The sequence below is a fragment of the Rhodobacteraceae bacterium S2214 genome, assembly GCA_025141675.1.
GTDB lineage: Bacteria > Pseudomonadota > Alphaproteobacteria > Rhodobacterales > Rhodobacteraceae > Yoonia.
Genome location: CP081161.1, coordinates 3272428 through 3292794, shown reverse-complemented (window position 1 = coordinate 3292794; position 20367 = coordinate 3272428). Strand labels below are relative to the sequence as shown.

At 54.6% G+C, this 20367-nt stretch carries 20 protein-coding genes; 1 reads left to right on the top strand and 19 read right to left on the bottom strand.

Going from position 1 to position 20367, the window contains the following annotated elements:
- Nucleotides 1-89 precede the first annotated feature (89 nt).
- From K3729_16275 to K3729_16220, 12 genes are all read right to left on the bottom strand, one after another.
- Nucleotides 90-584 (bottom strand): prepilin peptidase, encoded by a 495-nt coding sequence (locus K3729_16275; GenBank protein UWQ98948.1) that lies wholly within the window; start codon nt 582-584, stop codon nt 90-92.
- 12 nt (nt 585-596) lie between these two features.
- Nucleotides 597-1454 carry a tetratricopeptide repeat protein gene (locus K3729_16270; protein UWQ98947.1) on the bottom strand — a complete coding sequence of 286 codons (858 nt, stop codon included), beginning with the start codon at nt 1452-1454 and terminating at the stop codon, nt 597-599.
- Nucleotides 1455-1483: 29 nt separating this feature from the next.
- The gene (locus K3729_16265) at nt 1484-2044 is read right to left on the bottom strand and encodes a tetratricopeptide repeat protein (protein UWQ98946.1); all 561 of its coding nucleotides are present in this window, start codon (nt 2042-2044) and stop codon (nt 1484-1486) included.
- A gap of 15 nt (nt 2045-2059) precedes the next feature.
- Complete coding sequence (locus K3729_16260; GenBank protein ID UWQ98945.1) at nt 2060-3031, bottom strand: type II secretion system F family protein; 972 nt, start codon at nt 3029-3031, stop codon at nt 2060-2062.
- A 9-nt stretch (nt 3032-3040) separates the two neighbouring features.
- A complete protein-coding gene (locus K3729_16255; GenBank protein UWQ98944.1) occupies nt 3041-4006 on the bottom strand; it encodes a type II secretion system F family protein in 966 nt (321 codons plus the stop codon).
- Nucleotides 4007-4011: 5 nt separating this feature from the next.
- Entirely contained in the window at nt 4012-5463 is a 1452-nt protein-coding gene (locus tag K3729_16250) for a CpaF family protein (GenBank protein ID UWQ98943.1), read from the bottom strand.
- A 17-nt stretch (nt 5464-5480) separates the two neighbouring features.
- Nucleotides 5481-6728 carry an AAA family ATPase gene (locus tag K3729_16245; protein UWQ98942.1) on the bottom strand — a complete coding sequence of 416 codons (1248 nt, stop codon included), beginning with the start codon at nt 6726-6728 and terminating at the stop codon, nt 5481-5483.
- Between the two features lie 276 nt (nt 6729-7004).
- Entirely contained in the window at nt 7005-7661 is a 657-nt protein-coding gene (locus tag K3729_16240; GenBank protein UWQ98941.1) for an OmpA family protein, read from the bottom strand.
- Between the two features lie 14 nt (nt 7662-7675).
- Nucleotides 7676-9103: a type II and III secretion system protein family protein gene (locus K3729_16235; GenBank protein ID UWQ98940.1), complete on the bottom strand. Its 1428-nt coding sequence runs from the start codon at nt 9101-9103 to the stop codon at nt 7676-7678.
- Between the two features lie 260 nt (nt 9104-9363).
- On the bottom strand, nt 9364-10233 hold the full coding sequence (gene cpaB, locus K3729_16230; protein ID UWQ98939.1) for a Flp pilus assembly protein CpaB: 870 nt from the start codon (nt 10231-10233) through the stop codon (nt 9364-9366).
- 96 nt (nt 10234-10329) lie between these two features.
- A complete protein-coding gene (locus K3729_16225; protein ID UWQ98938.1) occupies nt 10330-10494 on the bottom strand; it encodes a hypothetical protein in 165 nt (54 codons plus the stop codon).
- Between the two features lie 230 nt (nt 10495-10724).
- Complete coding sequence (locus K3729_16220) at nt 10725-10907, bottom strand: hypothetical protein (GenBank protein UWQ98937.1); 183 nt, start codon at nt 10905-10907, stop codon at nt 10725-10727.
- A 355-nt stretch (nt 10908-11262) separates the two neighbouring features.
- Here K3729_16220 and K3729_16215 point away from each other — a divergent pair, with 355 nt between their 5' ends.
- The gene (locus tag K3729_16215; protein ID UWQ98936.1) at nt 11263-12084 is read left to right on the top strand and encodes a lytic transglycosylase domain-containing protein; all 822 of its coding nucleotides are present in this window, start codon (nt 11263-11265) and stop codon (nt 12082-12084) included.
- A 97-nt stretch (nt 12085-12181) separates the two neighbouring features.
- Here the strand turns inward: K3729_16215 and K3729_16210 are convergent, their stop codons facing one another.
- From K3729_16210 to tldD, 7 genes are all read right to left on the bottom strand, one after another.
- On the bottom strand, nt 12182-12805 hold the full coding sequence (locus K3729_16210) for a 3-oxoacid CoA-transferase subunit B (GenBank protein UWQ98935.1): 624 nt from the start codon (nt 12803-12805) through the stop codon (nt 12182-12184).
- A gap of 3 nt (nt 12806-12808) precedes the next feature.
- Complete coding sequence (locus K3729_16205; GenBank protein UWQ98934.1) at nt 12809-13504, bottom strand: CoA transferase subunit A; 696 nt, start codon at nt 13502-13504, stop codon at nt 12809-12811.
- 104 nt (nt 13505-13608) lie between these two features.
- Nucleotides 13609-14151, bottom strand: a complete 543-nt coding sequence (locus tag K3729_16200; protein UWQ98933.1) for a L,D-transpeptidase — start codon at nt 14149-14151, stop codon at nt 13609-13611.
- Between the two features lie 110 nt (nt 14152-14261).
- Entirely contained in the window at nt 14262-16907 is a 2646-nt protein-coding gene (topA, locus tag K3729_16195) for a type I DNA topoisomerase (protein UWQ98932.1), read from the bottom strand.
- 158 nt (nt 16908-17065) lie between these two features.
- Complete coding sequence (gene dprA, locus K3729_16190) at nt 17066-18199, bottom strand: DNA-processing protein DprA (GenBank protein UWR01098.1); 1134 nt, start codon at nt 18197-18199, stop codon at nt 17066-17068.
- Between the two features lie 82 nt (nt 18200-18281).
- On the bottom strand, nt 18282-18767 hold the full coding sequence (locus tag K3729_16185) for a hypothetical protein (GenBank protein UWQ98931.1): 486 nt from the start codon (nt 18765-18767) through the stop codon (nt 18282-18284).
- A complete protein-coding gene (tldD, locus tag K3729_16180) occupies nt 18764-20185 on the bottom strand; it encodes a metalloprotease TldD (GenBank protein ID UWQ98930.1) in 1422 nt (473 codons plus the stop codon). The genes K3729_16185 and tldD overlap by 4 nt, the downstream gene beginning before the upstream one ends.
- Between the last annotated feature and the right edge of the window lie 182 nt (nt 20186-20367).

Genomic DNA, 20367 nt, shown 5'->3' with positions numbered 1-20367 from the left:
TTGGGCGGGGTGAATTAGGGTTCAAACAACACGGGTATTATGGCGAAATGATGAACAAATGACTGGTTTTCGGTGGCATTTGTGATTGCTTAGCGCAAGACCAGCACCATCAGCAGATAAATGACTAGCGTCATGCCCAGCGGAAAACCCATCGGAAACCGCTTGCCAGTTGTCCAGCTTTCCCAATGGGGCACCGCTTTGCGGATCGGGGACATGCGTGCCAAACGATGCGCAAAGAACCCTGCCAGCAAGCAGGCCGAAAACAGTGGGATCATCAGTTGGATGTCGGCCGTGGCGATAAACGGACCTGCGGCGGCGATGAATTTCGCGTCACCAGCACCCATCGCGCCCGCTGCGTTCAAGATGATCCCGACCAGCAAAAGAACAGGTAAATGGGTCCAATGCCAAAGATATTGATCAATTGGCAATGCAATCAGCCCAAGCACGGCATAGCTGGCGACCAGTGCACCGACCGCTACATTCGGGATCTTCATCCGCGCCAGATCGCTGAAAATCACAAAGCCTGAAATAGGAACAGCGGCGAGGAGAAACCACGCCGCTGCCCAAGATGATAAACCGTCCACGTCGCGAAAACCTTAGTTGGCGACGTTATCTTCGAGGGCGCGCAGGGCACGCGTGGCTTCCTCGAAGTGCTGTGGATGGGTGTCGATCGCTTCACGCAACAGGCCTTTGCCGATGGTGATGTCGTTCTGTTTGATCGCCGTCAGCGCCATTGTGTGCAGCAATTGCGCACGTTCGGTCTGGGTCATCGGGATCACAGGTAGATCGTAGTTGCGCTGTGCGCCGCGGGCCAGAACGATGTTGTTTTTGGCGGTAAACAATTGTGGATCATGGCGCAGGGCATCTGTGAACAGACGTTCCGCATCACGGTAAGATCCACGTGTCAGGTTGGAATAACCCCAGTTGTTATAAACACTTGCAGGGGTCGTCGTCAGGCCAACGGCCGTCTGGTAAAAGCTGTCCGCTTTTTCCCACTGTTCGTTGCTGTCAGCGATGATCGCTTCAAGACGGTAGCGCTTGAACGTCTCGTGGGTCGGTGGAATAGAATTCAGCGTCGCGGCTGCCTTGTCCCACTGGTTCGTGCGGATATAGGCGTCAGCCAGTTCAACGCGGTCTTCGTTGCCTGCGTCAGCGTGGCTTGTCACAGCTTCCCATGCGGAAACGGCTTCAGAACTGCGCTTTGCACGGATGTAAGATTTGGCAAGGCCGCGCATCAGATCAATCCGGCCCGGATCGTTTTCGTTGGCGCGGGAAAAGTAGCTGACCGCCTCGTCGGGGTCGCTGACTGTCAGGAAGACATCGTTCAAATTGGTTTCGTCAACGACGTTCAGGTCCTGCAAAGCGCGTTGAACTTCGGCATCGCCGGATTTTTCACACGCAGACAGCGCCACGATTGCGGCAATACACATCGGAAAAAGAATAGGGTGGCGCATGTTTTTGCGTCCTTTTTACTGCTCTTACCTCAAAGTGGTGCTGTGAGAGCGAAATCGCCTGTACCCCGTCGCACCAATTCAAATTGTTGGTTTTCTTGTGATTGAGCATAGAAAGGGTCGTTTAACTTTGCGAGCGCCGCGCGCAGGTTGTCCCGAATTTGGTCCGAATTTCCGTTATCCGTGGCAAAAGCGCGACGGAATGCCTCGCTTGCTTCGCCTGTTTTGCCCTGTTCCATCAGAATAACGCCCAGATTGTTCCATGCTGGCGCGAATTCTGGTGCTTCGATGGTGGCACGGCGTAGCCACCGTTCGGCTTGGCCAAGTCGGCCCAATCGCAGGTTCGCAGACCCAAGGGCGGACAATGTATCGGGGTTCAACCCTTGTTGGGCTGCTGCGCGGGTGTAGGCGTTCAGCGCCAGTTCAAACTGTCCGGCTGCCATCAAACGGTGCCCGACGATCAGCCCGTCGATATCGGATTCACCCGCAACACCCGGTGCAAACGGGTCGCCGTCTGAACGTTCAAAGCCGCCTGACGTGCAGGCGGCTGTAAAACTTAAGCCCGAAATGAGGAGGGCCTTTATGATGTGCATGCGTGCCTGCCTTAGTTAGCCGCCCAAGTTCTGGGAGATGCCGTAGATCGATGGTCCGATCAAAATGACCAGAAGCGGCGGCACCGTCAACATCATCGTGGCCAATGTCATCTTTGTTGGCAGTTTGTTTGCGGCTTCTTCCGCACGCATCACACGTTTGTCCCGCATTTCAGATGCATAGACCCGCAGAGCGTCCGCAATTGACGTACCAAACTGTTGGGACTGCACAAGCACGGTCACAAAGCTGGTGATATCCTGCACACCACACCGTTCGGCCATGTCTTTTAGCACGGCGCCTTTTTCCTTACCGGCTTTCATTTCGTGGCTCACCACTTCGAATTCGCCAGCAAGATCAGGGAAGCCTGACTTCAGTTCGTTGGCGACGCGAATGATGGATTGATCCAAAGATTGGCCTGCTTCGACGCAAACCAGCATCATATCAAGGCTATCTGGAAAGCCGTTGGTGATCGCTTCGTGGCGCATGGCCTGACGACGTGTGACCCAGTATTTTGGCAGCATGTAGAACGCACCACCCGGGATCAGAACCCAGATCAACAGATCTTGGGTCGTTGTTTCGTCACCGGAATTGGCCATTGCGTAGACCACGCCGATGATCAGACCGATCACGCCCAGTGCGAACTGGGAAAAATGGTACATCCGCACGGCGTTTTTGCTTTGGTAACCCGCCTGCATCAGCTTGAGCTTCACAGCGCTGAATTCTTCTTCGTCCTGTGGTTCGAGGAAGTTCGCGTACTTTTCCAGTTTATCACGACCTGACGCTGCACGCAGCTTTTCAGGCTTGCCCGGCATCTTTTGCACGGTGCGCGTGTTGGCCTTTAGTCGGTCCAGCGGGTCGGCCTGCTTTTTCATCAGAATAGGCAGGGTGATCAGGATCATCATGAACCCAAGGGCACCGACCAGCATGACCGGACCAAATGGACCGAGCATGTCTTCAACCATAAGTTTGGCGTTATTAAAGAATTCCATGGGGTAACCTCAGACCTTAATATTCACGAGCGCCCGCATCACGATCATGTTCGTGACCAAGAACGCAGCAACAATCAGACAAGCAGGGATAAACACGTCGGTCTCCATCACTTCGTCAAAGTAATCCGGCTTGATCAGGTTGATCGCAATCAGTGCCATAATCGGGAAAGCGGATAGCAGTTTGCCGGACCATTGGGCCTCGGCCGTAATCGCTTTCACGCGGCGAAACAGGCGGAACCGTGCGCGGATCACCTGCGCCAACCCGTGCAGAATTTCAGCCAGGTTACCACCGGATTGCTGTTGGATCGTCACAGCAACCGCAAGGAAGCGCATATCCTGCATGTCCAGACGTTCTGCCATGGCTTTCAGCGTTTCACCCATGTCGCGACCATATGCCGCTTCATCGGAAATCATGCCCATTTCGGTGCCAAGCGGGTCAGCGATTTCTTTCGCAACGATCTGGATCGCGCTGGAAAACGGGTGACCAACACGCAAAGACCGGACCATCAGTTCAACTGCTTCCGGCAGTTGTTCTTCGATCATCGACATCCGCTTGTTCGCTTTTTTAGAAATCCACATGTAGACCCCGCCGATCCCCATGCCGACGGCCACGAAGATTCGCGTCAATGTTTCGATTTCGGTGGCGAACGTCAGGCCAACAAATGCGGCGACAGATGCGCCTGCCATCACCATTATCAACTGAACCGGTGAAAACGCGATGTTTGCTTTTTGGGCTTTGGACGCCAAAATCGAATAAAGCGGGATGCTTTGCGATCTCATGTGCTGCGTCATTTCCTTACGCAGCTGTTCCAGCACCTGTTCGCGCTGGCCGCCTTTTTCAAGCAGGGCCAGACGGCGGTTCACCTTGTTATCCAGTTGAACGGATTTCCCGAAGATCAGCAGATACGCACCCTGCACCAAGAAAAGTACAGCGGCGAAAATGACGATATAGATAATGGGTTGTGCTGAAATCATTGGATTTACTCCGCAACCATGGGTTCAAAGATAGCTGGCGGCAGATCGTAGCCCCACAGCTTAAAGCGGTCGGAATACGCGGAACGCACACCGGTCGCGGTAAAGTGGCCGATAATCTTGTTATCGGGCGTCAGACCCACACGCTGGAAACGAAATACTTCCTGCATGGAAATCACGTCCCCCTCCATGCCTGTGATCTCTGTGATGGATGTCATCCGGCGCGAACCATCTTGCAGACGTGACGCCTGCACGATCAGGTTCACCGCAGATGAAATCTGAGACCGCACCGCTTTCAGCGGCATTTCGATACCCGCCATCGCGATCATGTTTTCCAGACGGGAAATACCATCGCGCGCGTTGTTGGCGTGAATTGTGGTCATTGATCCGTCGTGGCCTGTGTTCATCGCCTGTAACATGTCGATAACTTCTTCGCCACGCGTCTCACCCACGATGATCCGGTCCGGACGCATACGAAGGGCGTTTTTCAGACAGTCGCGCGGGGAAACTTCGCCTTTGCCTTCAACGTTTGGCGGACGGGATTCCATCCGACCTACGTGTGTCTGTTGCAGCTGAAGTTCCGCAGTATCCTCGATCGTCAGGATACGTTCGTTGTTATCAATAAAGGACGAAAGCGCGTTCAGCGTCGTCGTTTTACCGGAACCCGTACCACCAGACACGATCACATTCAGACGAGTGGCAACAGCAGCCTGCAAATATGCGGCCATTTCTTCGGTAAAAGCGCCGAACTTGACCAGATCGTCAATGCCCAGCTTATCTTTCTTAAACTTACGAATGGAAACGAGCGACCCGTCAACGGCCACTGGCGGAACCATGGCGTTGAAACGCGACCCGTCCTGCAAACGCGCATCGACGTAAGGGTTACTTTCATCAACACGACGGCCAACGGCAGAAACGATTTTGTCGATGATCCGCAGCAGGTGCTTTTCATCTTTGAAGGTCACGTCGGACAATTCGAGCTTACCAGCGCGTTCCACAAACACCTGTTGCGGACCGTTCACCAGAATATCGTTCACGGTGTCGTCTTGCAGAAGCGTTTCAAGCGGGCCAAGACCCGTCACCTCAAAGAACAAATCCTGCGACAGGGTTGTGCGCTCTTCACGGTTCAGAACGATGCCCATTTCCTCAAGGGATTCAGTCGCAATCGCGTTAATCTCTGCACGCAAATCGGCCTCTGACGCGGTTTCAAGCGCGGCGAGGTTCAGGTTATCAAGCAGGGCTTTGTGCAGTTCCAGCTTGATTTCACCAAGCCGTACTTTGCGGCGCTTTTCTTTGTCCGCTGCAACGACGTCGCCCGCAGGCTTAATCGGCATGGCGCGCATCAAAGACTTCTTAGGTGCCTCTTCTACAACGGCATCAGGAACTGCGGATAGCGCCGTTTTGGCTGCTGCCTTTGCGGTATCGCCGCCTGCACCTGGTTTTTTATACTTCGAAAACATGGTCTTGTTCCTTCCCCTCAGCCTTCAACGGCTTCGGCGGCACCAACTTCGTGGACCGATTTCGCGAGTTTCGCGATTTCTTTGCGCAATGCATTCTTCGGAAGACCAGCCCCCAACGGCAGACCGTGGTCCGCGTTTTGTGCAACAGGTTTGCCACCATCGGGCATCAAAACTTCGATGCTGATGCCAAGGCTGTCGGCTAAACGTTTGACCCGTGATTTACCGTTCAGATCGGTAAATCCAGGTGCGCGGTTCAGCACAAAACGGATCTTTTCGAACGGCAGATCTTCGGCCTGCAGGGCCCGCTTCAAACGCAGGGTGTTCTGCGCAGACCGCATGTCCAGTTCGATCATACCGAAATAAACGTGGGCCGCATCCAGAACTGTCTGGGACCATTCGACCATCGTCGATGGCATGTCGATCACTACGTAATCAAAGTGGCTTGCCGCCAAATCCATGATGCGTTGAATGTCGTCGGGGCCAACAAGATCAAGCGGGATCATGTCGAACGGGGCGGTCAAAACGTGCAGCGTGTCTTCGTAGGTTGTCATCGCCTGCATGAAGGATTCGCTGTCCATGGATTCTGTGTCGGTCAGCAATTCCACGACGGTTTCGCGACGCGGCAAGTCAAGATAGGTTGCCGTCGTGCCAAATTGGAAATCGAAATCCAGCAAACAGACCTTTGGCGCATCCACTTTTTCAAGCGTCGCCAGTTCCCACGCAAGGTTCACAGCCATCGTCGTCGCACCGATGCCACCGGACAATCCGTGCACGGGCATGATCACACCATTCTTGCCACCGCCAATTTTCTTCTTGCGTGGCGCTTCGCCTTCAACTGGATCAACATCCATAACTTCTTTTGGTGTCAGGACGCGTTCAATCGCGCGGGCCAATTCGCTTTCAGGAAGCGGGTAGGGGACAAATTCGTCGCCGCCTTCGCGCAGCAGATTGTGCAATGCGGCAGGGCTCACATCTTCGGTGATGAGGATCACCTTGATGCCTTGGGCCTTTGCGCCAGCAATAATCTGACTGATCAAAGCGAGCCGGTCCTCGTCTTCGTGGTCCATCGCGATCGTCAAAAATTTCAGGGAGGCGGCATCTGGCTGCGCCAGAAAAGGAATAGCGTCGTCAAAGGACAGATCGCCCCATTGTTCACCCAGTGCGGCTTCCATGTCTTCGATCAGCAGATCGAAAATCTGGACGTCACGGCTGACTGTACACGCAACAATCGGCTGTGGTTCATGCTGCAAAACTGCGCTGCTCATCACTCAAATCCTCATCATTACGGGATGTTTCCGATGACTTTGGAGGATTCGTACCGGCCCCCTTGATCTTTCGGCCCGCACAAATCGCATGCGGAGAAATCCCTATGATGTGGTTTTGGCCCCGAAACGTGTCGACATTTGGGCCAAAAGATCGCCTTTGTGCGATAATTGGCAACGATCATGGATATTTTTAAACGTTGTTGACGCGACCCATACGGGCCGCGTCAACAAAAAATCATCAAATAGAGAGGCTATTTGGTATGTCGCGATCGCAGCTTAGCCGCCGTCGGCGCCTTCACTGATGGATTGCGCTGCGGTCACGCCTGTTGGTGGGACAGCACTGGTGACGTATTCGCGGAAGATAACTTGCGCGTATTTGCCGTTCAGCTCTGTGCCATCGCCGTCAACAAAACCGGATACTTCCGTGATGGTCCGGCGGTTACGACGTTCCATGCTTTGTGTCGCGACAACTGGCTGTTCTTCACCGAAGGATACAACAGCTTCCAAACGGGACCGGCTGATGCCTTGTGACGCAAGGAAAGAAACAACCGCTTGTGCGCGGCGCAAACCAAGACGACGGTTATAGCTGTTAGACCCAACCAGATCGGTGTGGCCGAAGACCTTGAACCGGACTTCTGGGAACTGTTTGATCCAGTTTGCTTGCGTGGTCAGGGTCGCACGTGCGGCACCGTCCAATTGGGCAGAATTGAACGCAAAGTTCACAGTAGATTCAACTTCGGACGCAAAGCGGCGTTGCAGGTTGATGGTCAAACCGTTCTGGCCTGTTTGGACCAGGTGGTTGTTCATCGTGGCATTACCGAAGTTGCCGTTATCCAGTTCGGATCCAAGCGGGCGATCAAACGCCCCGCCTGATGTTTGGTCACATGCACCCAGCAAAGCAAGAGCTGCAACGGCTGACAGATAGATTTTCATTGGATCATTCCCTCTCAATCGTCCAGCACGTAGCCGTAAGACCCGCTAAAGTCTTGGCGTGCAACTTCACCAGCGCCACCGGCTGTTGGTGCTTCACCTGCGGCAACGCGGCCAAACAGGAACAATTCACGCTCGGTTGGTGGGCGAACACGGTCAGTTGGCAAGGCAAGAGCTTCGCCGCGTGTTGGTGTCACAAGATGTGGCGTTACAATAATAACCAGCTCTGTCTGGCGGCGCGCATATTCAGCGGACCGGAACAGGGACCCAAGCACAGGCACATCGCCCAGCCATGGCACCTGACCATTCAGATCGGTAAAGTCATCAGACAACAGACCCGCGATGGCAAAGCTTTCGCCGTCACGCATTTCAACAGTTGTTGATGTCTCGCGGCGCGTGAATGCGTCGATCGAGAACCCGCCAGCTGAAACGCCGTTTGATGGATCGATTGCAGATACCGCAGCAACCAATTCAAGGTTGATGATGTCTTGGTCGATAACCCGTGGAATAAAGTTCAGTTCAACACCAAACGGCTTATATTCAACGGCGATGCCACCTTCACTCTGCGTTGTTGGAACCGGATACTCACCACCGGCAAGGAACTTTGCCTCTTGGCCGCTCAGTGCGGTCAGGTTTGGTTCTGCCAATGTGCGCACAACACCACGGCTTTCCAAGGCTTCCAGCAGAATGCCAACTTCAAGGCCGCCTGCGTTAAACCCGAACAGGAATGCCCCATTGTTTTCGTTCACAGCAGGGATTGCCGCGCCGAACGTGCTGGCCACTGCGCCAGAATTGTTCAGGCTACCTGTACCAGCTGACACGCCCAGATCACCGCCAAGGCCTGTGCCTTGAACCGCGAGGGACGAAGAAAGCGATTTGGATACAGACCGCTGCATTTCTGCAAAGCGGACTTTCAACATCACCTGTTGTGTACCACCGACGACCATCAGGTTCGAAACCCGCTCTGGTGCGTAACGGTTCGCCAGTTCAAGGGCGCGATCCAAACGGGCAATCGAAGATACGGTGCCGGAAAGAACAATGCCGTCGTTGGCTGTGCGGACTTCAATATGTTCGCCGGGCAGGATCTGCTCCAGACGTTCTTTGAATTCTGCGATGTCGGGGGTCACGTGGACCTCGACGTTTGTGATCAGGCGCCCATCGGCCCCCAATAGTGTCAATGTCGTGCGGCCCGGTTCCTTGCCCAGCACATAGATCGTGCGGTCCGACAGGGACGAGATGTCCGCGATGCCGGGGTTGGCGATGGAAAGTTCGGTGAATGCAGAATCGCTCTCTACAACCACAGCGCGGTTCATTGGCACTTGTAGTGCACTTGATGTTGCTCCTCGCAACACGCGTAGTGTTTCCGCTGCACTTGAGGTTGGTACTGTCGCGAACGACAATGCCAATCCCGCAAGCGCGGCCTTGATAAGGTTCGTATATGTCATGGTGACCTGCCTCTCCGATCACGCCTCGTTAAATGGGTCTTAGCGCCCGATGTGGTGTGACGATGCATTGGATGAGCATTTATTGCAATAATCAATGCGTTGGAGGCTGGTCCTTATGTGGATAACTGGCAACAGATGGGGTTAAACCCTTTAGTCTGTTACACCAAAACGAAGCATCGTGGCCGCTGCGCCACAGAGATTTATGTGAAAACGGCGCCGCTGATGTCAGCGACGCCGTCAATTTTAGTCCTTGTCAGCGCTTAGTTCGTGCAAGGAATTTCGACTTCGACAACCTGTGCGCCGCTGCGTTGCTTGATAAAGCACTGCTTAGGGGCTTCAACCACGACAGGTGCTTCTTCGACAACTTCGGGTGCTTCTTCGACACCAAGTAGCGTTCTTTGGTCAATCGCAATGGAACTGATCGTCGCCGTATCACCGGCACCAACCAGCGCCAAAGACAGCTTACCCGTCGCGCTCGCTTGGGTCAGGGCCGCCACGTTGGCAGGGCTGACCTGTACAGTCACAGTCCGGGCAATTGCAGCGTCGCTGCGGTTTGAATCGGATGTCTGGTCAATCGCGATCAGTTCAACAGATGACAGGATCAACTGCGTGATGTTTTCGTTTTCACCGCCAGCCGTGCGCAGGCTGCCGGACCAATAAACGTCAACACGGTCGCCTGGACGCAGGAAGCCGGACACACCGGACTGCACATCAACGCTGATCGTAAAGGCGCGCATGCCGGGGCTCAGCAGGGACGTAATACCTGCGATATCGCCCGGTTCGGTGACCTTCACAGCCAGAACGGGTTCGTTAATTTCCATCGGACGGGTCACAACACGCAGTTCTTCGTCGCCTTCGGGGAACAATTCTTCTTCGGTCGTAAAGACGCCTTCAGGCAAGAACGGTTCTGCATATTGAATGACGGCGACGTCATCAGCGGTCAACGTCTCACCATATTTCATTTGGCGTGTAACGGCGTAAACGCCAACGGTCGGAACAACTTCAGCGGCACGCTGCAACAGCAGATCGCGTTCGCTTTGCGTTTCGCTGACGTAGCCGTTCACCATATAAACAGCAAAACCGGCGAGACCCATCCCGACGATCATGACTAAACCAAATACTGCACGCATTTCATTTACCTCAAGGTTTTATTGTGTATCACAAAGTGGACTCTTGCCCGAAGTCCCGCTTTGCGCGTTTTGTCACCTGCGCAGCCGACAGTAAAGTTAGCCAGCGCTTGCCCACATAGCGGCGATAGTCGTCAGTGCGCCGGTTTGAATTGTCGACAATACCAGCAAGCATAGCGCAACAGCCGCTGCGGTCAAAACAACCCAGTCGACAGTAATTGCGCCGTCTTCGTTGCTCCAGAAGGATTTGATCGATTTTAACATTTTGATGCTCCGCGCACTTAAATTTCCGCTTCTTTCTTGAACCCTTTATGTGGCGCAAACGTGGCCAACCTATGAATTTTCAGGGATTTGGTGTTTCGCAATCATTCGCATTTTCGACATTTTTGGGAAAAACGGAGCCCCTGAAAACGAAGAAAGGCCACACTACGATTGCAGTGTGGCCTCAATTCTTGTGGCGAAGTCAGGTAGACCCTGACTACGTCAACTCCAGATTAAGGAGTTGTACCGGAAGAAGTCATTTCAGAAACGATTGTAGTCGCTTTTGTAGACGCGCCAGTTGAAACTGCGTTGCCGACAACCAGGCCGAGAGCAACGATAGCAGCTGTCAAAACAACCCAGTCTACTGTTACTGCGCCGTCTTCGTCGTTGCGGAAGTTTTTGATAAAGTTAAGCATTAAATTCCCTCCTCAGGGTGTCGCTAGTTTTTCAGTTATCGTCTGCGGATCTTATCTTGCCGGCCTCTTGTTGGCTCGATCCCCGCTTTGGATGAGTAAGTTTTGACGTTGGAATGCGGCGAGAGTTTGTCTTGGTTGGTGCAATTTTGCGCAGCCCCCAAAAAAATTGAGATTTATACGTAAGTATATGTTTTGATACGAATTATAGGGCAATTTTTATGTATTGCGCTTGCGCGTTCGTTGCGCATTTGCGTCCAATCCAAATCGAATTAGGCAATTGTTTGCGTTTTGCTGGCAATACAAAACAAATGTTGCTTGATTGGAAGGAATAAAAAACGTCGGCAGGACATTCATAATGTATATTCGAACCGCTTTCGCAGCGGCGCTTGCACTTGTTTGTGCGACAGGGCCCGTGGTGGCTGAGATAAAGCGCCTACAACCGGACTTTACGTTTCGCCGTGTCACGGTGCCAACCGCAGGTGCATCGAACCGGATTCGGGTTCAGGTGACACCACGTGCACCGACGACGCCTGCCGCAGCAGGTACAGCCGTATCCGCCCAACCGCAGGCCCAGCCCCGCAGTTCTGGGATGGAATGGTTCTGGTCGACAATATCTCCTGCCCGTTCTGACAGCGGACCGGGGCGTTTGCAGCCTGCGCTGCAATTGATCAACAACCCTCCGGGCGGCAATTCCGTGCCCGCCCCGCGTTTGCAGACATTACAAAACATCGCGCAGGCCCACGGCTTAACCATTTTGCGCGAAACCGTGGGAACGGATGTGTCCCCTGCATTGGTCCTTGCGCTCATTTCGATCGAAAGCGCGGGCAAGGTGCAGGCAGAAAGCCACGCTGGGGCCGTTGGTCTTATGCAGCTGATGCCAGCAACGGCTGAAAGATTCGGTGTCACAGACCGCGTGAACCCAGCCGAAAATATCAAAGCAGGTGTCGCGTATCTTGCGTGGCTCATGGAGCACTTTGATAAAGACCCGATTTTGGTGCTTGCCGGATATAACGCTGGCGAAGGCGCTGTGCGCGACAACAACGGCGTGCCGCCGTATCCCGAAACACGGGCTTACGTGCCGAAGGTACTGGCCGCATTTAATGTTGCAAAAGGACTGTGTCAGACGCCGCCGCAGCTTGTGACGGATGGATGCGTCTTTGCGGTCGCGAACAGATAGATAGGCAGGATTTTACCTGTTGGACACCGCGCCGAAAGCAAAAAGGCCGGATCGCATAACGCGACCCGGCCTTTTCTTTGTCACTATATAACAGATCTCAAACGATAGCGGCTTCCGTCGCGGCGCGCAGTTCGTCCTCTGATACGCCTTCAGCGCATTCAACGATCCGCAATCCGCCTTCGACAACATCTAGTACACCAAGGTTCGTGATGATCCGATCAACAACGCCTTGGCCAGTCAACGGCAAGGTGCAGGCTTTCAGCAGCTTGCTGTCACCATGTTTGTTCGTGTGATCCATCACAACAACAACACGACCGACGCCAGCGACAAGATCCATCGCGCCGCCCATGCCTTTGACCAGCTTGCCGGGAATCATCCAGTTCGCGAGGTCACCATTCTCGGCAACTTCCATCGCACCCAAGATCGCCATCGCAATCTTGCCACCGCGGATCATGCCAAAGGATTGCGAGGAATCGAAATACGCTGTTTGCGGCAGTTCTGTAATCGTCTGCTTACCCGCGTTAATCAGGTCGGCGTCGATATCAGCTTCCAACGGAAACGGGCCCATGCCCAGCATGCCGTTTTCAGACTGCAACGTCACTTCGACCCCCTCGGGGATGTAATTGGACACCAACGTCGGAATGCCGATGCCAAGGTTCACATATGTGCCGTCTTCAAGTTCTTGAGCCGCGCGCGCGGCCATTTGGTTACGATCCCACATGGGTCAAGCCTCCCGCACTGTACGTTGTTCGATCCGTTTTTCGTGATCGCCCTGAATAATCCGGTGCACATAGATGCCCGGCAAATGGATGTGATCGGGGTCAAGCGAACCTGTTGGCACGATTTCCTCAACCTCAACGACACAGACCTTCCCGCACATCGCAGCAGGCGGGTTAAAGTTGCGGGCAGTCTTACGGAAGATCAGGTTCCCCGTTTCGTCCGCTTTCCATGCTTTGACGATCGCGAGATCAGCAAAGATGCCTTCTTCCATGATGTATGTCTCACCATTGAAGTCTTTGTGCTCTTTGCCCTCGGCAATCACGGTGCCCACACCAGTCTTGGTGTAAAATCCGGGAATTCCACAGCCACCAGCACGCATCCGTTCGGCCAATGTGCCTTGCGGATTGAATTCCAGTTCCAGCTCGCCAGACAAATATTGACGCATGAATTCGGCGTTTTCACCGACGTATGACGAGATCATCTTCTTGACCTGACGGGTCTGCAGCAGAATGCCGATGCCAAAATCATCAACGCCCGCGTTGTTCGAAGCAAACGTCAAATCCTTGGTGCCTGCGTCTTTGATCGCGTCAAGCAACAGTTCTGGAATACCGCAAAGGCCAAAGCCGCCCGCCGCAATAAACATCCCGTCGTGCAATAACCCATCAAGGGCTGCCGCCGCGTTGGGGTAAATCTTCTTCATGCCAAGCCTCTCCCGTTGTTCACAGCGTTGATGCCGTTACGTGAACATGGAGTCAATGAAATGCGGCGGTGCAGCGTAAATTATTGCAACCGGTTGCAATCCGGCTAGATCACACGGACCTGCGTTCCGACTGGCGTAATTGCAAAAAGATCAGCAATTTGTTCATTATATAGTCCGATACATCCGTCAGAAGACGGGCGTCCGATCTTGCGCGTGTCGTGTGTCCCGTGAATCAAATAGGCGGGCCAAGACAGATACATCGCATGTGTCCCCAGCGGGTTTTCTGGACCTGGCGGCATATATGTCCAGCCGAACCGTTCCTTTTGTGACGCTGTCGGGGTCCAATCCGGACCAACCCGTTTGCGAACGATTTCGGTGTACCCGCGTTTGGTCAATTCATCTGTGGCGGGAACAGACGTTGGATAGACACGATATACATCGCCCTTCCAGAAATGCAGTGCGCGGCTTTGGGTGTCCGCAACGATGGCCGCAACACCCAGCGTATCAAAATGGTCCTGCCAATTTTGCGCGACGAATTTTGCGGTATTGCGCGACGTTGGGGGCGCGGATTGTGACAACGCGGGCGTCGCCAGCGTAGCGGCAACGCCGGCAATCAACGTGCGACGGTTCAAAAATGTCGAGGTCATGCTGTATCCTGCTTTGTTTTCCAAAGCGATACGAACAACGCGGGAAAGGATCAACGCACGGTCAGTCACATCCCCGAGAGGCGCGGGGCCAGCGCACTGGCCCCTTATGTTCAGTCAGCTGCTTTTTTCTTCGCAGCGGGCTTCTTCGCCGCCGGTTTCTTTGCTGCAGGCTTTTTCTTCGCGGCTGGTTTCTTCGCAGCGGCCTTCTTCTTTGGCGCTGCTTTCTTTTTGATGGTTTTGCCAGACTTCGCAGCCCGTTCATCAAGCAAATCAACCGCATGCGCCAACGTCAGATCAGCCGGATCAATCGTGTCGGGGATCGTCGCGTTGATCTTTTCCCATTTCACGTAAGGACCGTATTTGCCGTCATAAATATTAACCGGACCGCCTGCCTCTGGGTGATCGCCAAGCTCGCGGATCGGTGTCGCGGCTTTCCCGCGGTTGCCACGTGACGCTTTCTTTTCGGCCAACAATTGCACGGCGTGGTTCATGCCGACAGTCCAGACGTCATCAATCGTGGGCAGATTTGCGTTGGTCCCGCCTCTAAACGACGTGTTTTCAGCATGTTTCAGATACGGTCCGTACCGGCCTAAATTCGCCCAAACATTTACGCCATCTTCAGGGTGTTCGCCGATCAAACGGGGCAGTTCCAGCAATTTCACCGCGTCGGCCAGGTCGATCTCTTCGGGGTTCCATCCCTCGGGCACACCTGTCCGCGGCGGTTTCTTGTTCTCTTCAGTCACGGGACCACGCTGTACATACGGGCCAAACCGGCCTTTGAACACACGGATCTCATCACCTGCATCTTCGCCCAACAGTTTTCCGTCAGGCGGAATTGCGGATGCTTCTGCTTCCGGATTCGGTGGGCCAAATGGGCGGGTGTATCGGCATTCCGGATAATTAGAACACCCGATGAAAGCGCCGCCCGACCGCGCAGTGCGCATCGACAGCCGACCAACGCCGCAATTCTTACACGCACGCGGATCGGACCCGTCTTCTTCAGGCGGGAACAAATGCGGTTCCAGAACTTCGTTAATTTTTTCAAGAACTTCGGTTATCCGCAGCTCTGAGGTTTCGCCAATCGCGGCAGAGAAATCGCGCCAGAAGTTCGCAAGAACCTTCTTGTAGTCGCCGTTGCCTGCGCTGACTTCGTCCAACTGGTTTTCCAGATCGGCGGTGAAATCATAGCCGATATATTTGCGGAAATAGTTCGATAGGAACGCCGTCACCAATCGTCCTTTATCCTGCGGAATCAGGCGGATTTTGTCTTTTTCAACATACCCGCGATCCTGAATCGTGGTCACAATGGACGCGTAGGTCGACGGGCGGCCGATGCCCAGTTCTTCCATCCGCTTCACCAGCGTCGCCTCGGTATAGCGGGGCGGCGGTTGGGTGAAATGTTGCTCGGGCGTGACCGTCTCTTTGACAGCTTTTTCGCCTTCGTGAATTTGCGGCAGGCGCTTGTCATCATCATCGACAACCGCGTCGTCGCGACCTTCTTCGTAAACGGCGATAAACCCGTCAAACACCATGACTTGGCCGTTGGCACGCAGCACAACCTGACCGTCGTCGCTACCAATATCGACGGCCGTGCGTTCGAATTTCGCGGCTTCCATCTGGGACGCAATCGTCCGTTTATAGATCAGATCGTAAAGCTTTCGTTGATCCGAATCGACGATTTTCGCAGCAGCCGTGTCGACCATCAAATCAGTCGGGCGCACACATTCGTGCGCTTCTTGGGCGTTCTTCGCTTTGTTTTTATAGACGCGCGGCTTTTCGGGTAGATATTTATCGCCGAATTTTGCCTTGATCGCGTCGCGTGCGCCAGCGACCGCTTCAGGCGCCATGTCGATGCCATCGGTCCGCATGTATGTGATCAAACCGGCCTCGTACAAACGTTGCGCAACAGACATCGTTTGCTTGGCGCCCATGCCAAATTTGCGCGACGCTTCTTGCTGCAAGGTCGACGTCATAAACGGGGGCGACGGGTTACGCGAACCGGGTTTCGCCTCGACAGATTTGACGACCAAATCGCGCGAATTGATCGCCTGAACGGCCATTTCCGCCTGCGTTTCATTTTCAATCGAAAATTTATCGAGCTTGTCGCCCGCAAGCGTCGTCAGTCGTGCTTCGAATGTCTGACCGCGTGGCGTTTGCAACACCGCTTTGACGGACCAGTATTCTTGCGCGCGGAAAACTTCGATTTCCATTTCGCGTTCGACGATGATCCGCAGTGTCACGGATTGCACACGGCCCGCTGATTTAGCGCCTGGCAATTTGCGCCACAATACTGGCGACAACTTAAAGCCCACCAAATAATCCAAAGCACGGCGCGCGAGATAGGCGTCGACCAACGGCACATCAACCTGACGCGGGTTCTTCATCGCATCGGTCACGGCGGCTTTGGTGATGGCGTTAAACACAACGCGGGACACTGGCGTGTCTTTTTTGATCGCTTTCTTTGCGGTCAACGCCTCGGTCAAATGCCAGGAAATCGCTTCACCTTCGCGGTCGGGGTCGGTCGCGAGGATCAGTTCGTTGTCGGTCTTCAATGCGTCAACAATCGCCTTAATATGCTTTTTGCTGTCGCTTGCGATTTCCCATTTCATCGCAAAATCATCGTCCGGATCGACTGATCCGTCTTTGGGCGGCAAGTCACGGACATGCCCAAAAGAGGCAAGAACGGTATAGTCGTTGCCTAAATATTTGTTGATTGTCTTTGCCTTAGCAGGGGATTCGACGACGACGACTGGCATGAAATTCCTGTCAAATAACGAGTTACGCAAGGTCTGCGCAAGATGTGGGGGCGCATGACTGAATGTCAATGCGCAGGTTTCGAGACAAGCGCAATCCCTTTTTCTTGACCATCAAGTAGTTGAAAAGTGCTGAATTTATCTAGGGGGAATTCTGAAGGTCAATCAACACGTGCCAAAAGGCCGCCTGCATGACGGGTGATTTTGCCGTCCAGTTCGAGGTCCATAATCACGGGTGCGATGGTCGTCGGCGCAGTTTGAAGATCACGGATAAGCTGATCTTCCGCGACCGGCGATGGTCCCAAACGCGATAGGATTTGACTGTGCAGCGCGGCCGTTTCCCGCAAGCTGCGCGATGGTTTTTCGATTGGCGTTTCCAACGGAAGATCTGCTTGCTGCGGGGCGAGCGTTGCTATTGCGTCAATGATATCTTGCGCGGATCGTACCAAAAGCGCGCCGTCTCTGATCAACATATTGCACCCTGCCGCCCGCGCATCAAAAGGGTGGCCGGGCACCGCAAGAACGTCACGCGCTTGATCCAAAGCATTGCGGGCTGTGATCAAGCTGCCCGATTTTGCGGCGGCTTCGACCACAACGACAGCAGACGACAAACCGGAAATGATCCGGTTTCGCGTTGGGAAATGGCGGGCGTGCGGTTGCATGCCAATCGGCATTTCCGAAATCCGCAGTCCCTGTTTGGCGATGTCGCTGGCGAGTTTCGCGTTCTCAACGGGGTACACTGTATCGACCCCGCCAGCCTGCACCGCAATTGTTCCGTTCTGTAAGCTGCTTAGGTGTGCCGCGGTGTCGATGCCGCGCGCCAACCCTGAAACGACAACGATACCCGCCTCAGATAGCCCCGCTGCCAGCGCTTTGGCCATGCGTGTGCCCAAGGATGACGCGTTGCGCGCACCCACAAGTGCGACCATAGGCCGCCGTAACAATGCGGTTTGCCCCATTGTCCATAACAATGGCGGCGCGTCAGAGATTTCCAGCAGCGTGGCTGGGTAATCAGGGTGGTCTTCCGTTAACAGCGTGGCGCTTGCGGCTTTGCCTGCGCGCAGTTCTGCGTTGATCACGGCTTCAGGGCAGATTTGGTAATCCGTCACACCTGCCGCACGTGCGACATCTGGTAATGCCCGTAACGCGTCCACCGCCGTGCCATGTTCGCGGATCAGGCGGCGGTAGGTTGCGATGCCAACGCGTCGGGATCGCAGCAAACGGAGACGGTGAAAAGAATCGTCTTCCGTGGTGGGTGGGAGTGGGGGGTGAGTGGAAGGTGTCACGTCTCCAATGTCTCGTTCTCCGTTTGCTACACCTCTAGTGTTACGGCCAACTTCTTAACGGGATATGAACAATTTAAGGCAATTTGCCCCACTATTTCTGGGGGGCCTCCTTCGCCGCTCGCTTTCGTAACCACCGCAAAACCGCCATATTGGTCGCCCCCACGATGGCCCCGACAGCTATGCCGAGCAGGACCATTTCATCTCCCGGGAAATCATTCCCAAATAGGATAAGCGCTGTCGCAGCACCCGCCACAATCCCGATCCCTGCACCGACAAGCGGTTTATCATGATCGGCGTTGGCCAGCGCTTTTACAATTGGCGTCAGGACGATCAACGGAATCCAGCTGACAACACCAGATAGCATCAAAGCAAAGACAACGACCGCCACAAAATCAATGGTTTGAAGGATCGCTGAGACCTGCGCAGGCTCAAACGCCAAAACTTCGACCAACGCCGATCCAATCGTCAACAACGCCCACCCGCAGCCGGACGTCCCAACCCAAGTGAACAGCGCTGCAAGCAGCACCGTGCCCCACGTCACAGGTTCACGCGCGCTTGCAGCCAGTATTTGGGTCAAGTCGCAGCGCCACCAACAGTCAGCCCGCCAATCATCAGGCTTGGCTGACCAACGCCAACAGGCACCCATTGGCCCGCTTTGCCGCAATTCCCGATGCCCGGATCAAGCGCCATATCATTGCCGATCCCGCGGATATGCTTCAACGCTGTCGCCCCGTCACCGATCAGCGTGGCACCCTTAACTGGTGCGCCGACAACGCCGTTCTTAACGCGATAGGCTTCGGTGCAGCTAAAGACGAACTTGCCGTTGGTGATATCGACCTGACCACCGCCAAAGCCGACCGCATAAATCCCGTCCTTCAAATCAGCGACAAGCGATTCCGGCGTGTCGGGACCGGACAACATATATGTGTTGGTCATTCGCGGCATTGGCGCGTGGGCATAGCTTTCACGACGGCCATTCCCCGTGGGGGCGACCCCCATCAGGCGCGCATTTTGACGGTCCTGCATGTAGCCAACCAGAACACCGTCTTCGATCAACGTGTTCTTGGCGCTCGGCGTGCCTTCGTCATCGACCGTGATCGACCCGCGTCGGTCCGGAATTGTCCCGTCGTCCAACACTGTGACGCCTTTGGATGCAATCTGCTGACCCATAAGACCTGCAAAGGCGCTTGACCCTTTACGGTTAAAATCGCCCTCTAACCCGTGACCAATTGCTTCGTGCAGCAAAATTCCCGGCCAGCCTGGCCCAAGCACGACGTCCATAACACCTGCGGGGGCGGGCTCTGCGTCAAGGTTCACAAGCGCGATCCGCAGCGCTTCACGCACAGCAGGTTCCCAGTTGTCGCGGGAAATCAGACCGATCAGACCCGCACGCCCACCGCCACCAGACATGCCGCTTTCGCGTTGGCCGTTTTCTTCGACAATGACACTGACATTCAGGCGCGACATCGGGCGCGTGTCAGTGACCAGCACGCCATCAGGGCGCAGAATCAGAACTTCCTGATGCGACGCGGCCAGAACGGCGGACACTTGCACGACGCGCTTGTCCAAAGCACGGGCAAAGTCGTCGATCTCGCGCAGGACATCGATTTTCGCAGGGAAGGTGGCCTGCAACATCGGGTCTTCGTCAGAATACAGCTTCTTATTGGTGCCGACAGGGCCATCGGCCATCGTGCCGCCACCATCGCCTACAGCCAGCCGCGCAGTGCTGACCGCGCGCTTCAACGCGTGTTCGTCAATCGTGGTTGAATGCGCATAGCCTGCGGTTTCACCTTTCACAGCGCGCAGACCGAATCCTTCGGATGCATCGAAACTGGCGGTTTTCACGCGACCATCGTCAAACGCCAGAACCTCTGACCGGCGGCGTTCCAGAAACAGTTCCCCGTCGTCAGCTCCGGCTGTGGCGTCTTGTAGCAGTGAAAGCGCAGTGTCGCGGTCTAGATTTGTATCAAACGGGCGGAACGGATCAGCGGACATGCAGGTTTTCCTTATCGGTGGATGGATCAAAGGACAAAAGCGTCCGTTTGCCGCAACAGCGGTTCTTGAGTTGTTCATTTAAATATGGGACATGGGCGGCAGGTTACAACGGGATTCCGTCTTTCTTAAGGGTGTTCGCCCATGACGGAGCTAGACGATTGCGCCCACGCGCGCCAAGACAG